This is a genomic window from Rhizobacter sp. P1_G5 (genome assembly GCF_056405435.1).
Genome location: NZ_JBFUCB010001087.1, coordinates 1 through 940, shown reverse-complemented (window position 1 = coordinate 940; position 940 = coordinate 1). Strand labels below are relative to the sequence as shown.

Below are 940 nucleotides of genomic sequence, written 5' to 3'. Positions count from 1 at the left end.
CCGCCGTACTTCTCGTAGAACGCATGGGCCTGCTCGAAGGCCTTCTTGTTGAAGAAGCGCGAGTTCTCCCACTGGAACACGCGTGGCCCGAAGTAGCGGCCGATCGTGTAGTTGCTCTGGTTGCCCAGGATCGCGGCCGCCACCAGCAGACCGATCGTCAGCGGCAGGCTCATCAGCCCCTTGGCACACAGCGCGCCGACGACGAACAGCAGCGAGTCGCCCGGCAGGAAGGGCATCACGACGACGCCGGTCTCGACGAAGATGATCAGGAACAGCAGCGCGTACACCCAGGTGCCATAGGCCGCGACGAAGTTCGCGAGGTGCACGTCGACGTGCAGGATGAAGTCGAGAATGAAGTGGGCGATGTCCATGGGCGGCGATTATCGGTGGTCGCAATTTGCGACCACCTCGGCCTCCGTGGCAACTACAGCAGCGTCTTGATCGCTCGCGCCATCTGCGCGCTCTGTTCGTCGCGCCCGTCGCTGACGAACTGCGCGCCGAACTCCTCCAGCCAGGCACGCTCGGCATCGGTGTTCGCGCTACCGCTGATCACGATGCGCGGGTTCAGCCGGCGCGCCTGCGTGCAGACCTGGATCTTGGCGCCCAGCAGCAGGTCGGCAACGACCAGCAGCCGCGCGTCGGCGATGCCGGCGGCCTCGAGCACCTCGCCGCGGGTCGGGTCACCGAACACCAGCGTCATGCCGGGCACCTCCTCGATGTCCGGATCGTGGTGCACGGCCGCGATCGCGATGCCGCCCTCGATGCAGCGCGCCGCGATGCGGCGCCCCAGTGCGCCGTAGCCGCACAGCAGCACGGCGGGCGCCGTGTGCCCTCCCTCGGCAACCGGCGCGGCCGTGGCTTCGACATGCGCCGCATCCGGCTCCGCGACCCGCTTGCCGATCCAGCGGAACAGCAGCGGGTTGACCGCGATCGAGACGAT

At 67.8% G+C, this 940-nt stretch carries 2 protein-coding genes; both read right to left on the bottom strand.

Annotation, left to right across the window (positions count from 1 at the left end; all coding sequences use genetic code 11):
* Positions 1–371: SNARE-associated domain-containing protein (locus AC1D12_RS34190; RefSeq protein WP_477845505.1), on the bottom strand; the 371-nt coding region annotated here is incomplete at its 3' end.
* A 53-nt stretch (positions 372–424) separates the two neighbouring features.
* Positions 425–940 (bottom strand): NAD-binding protein (locus tag AC1D12_RS34185; RefSeq protein ID WP_477845504.1); only part of this gene is annotated, 516 nt, incomplete at its 5' end.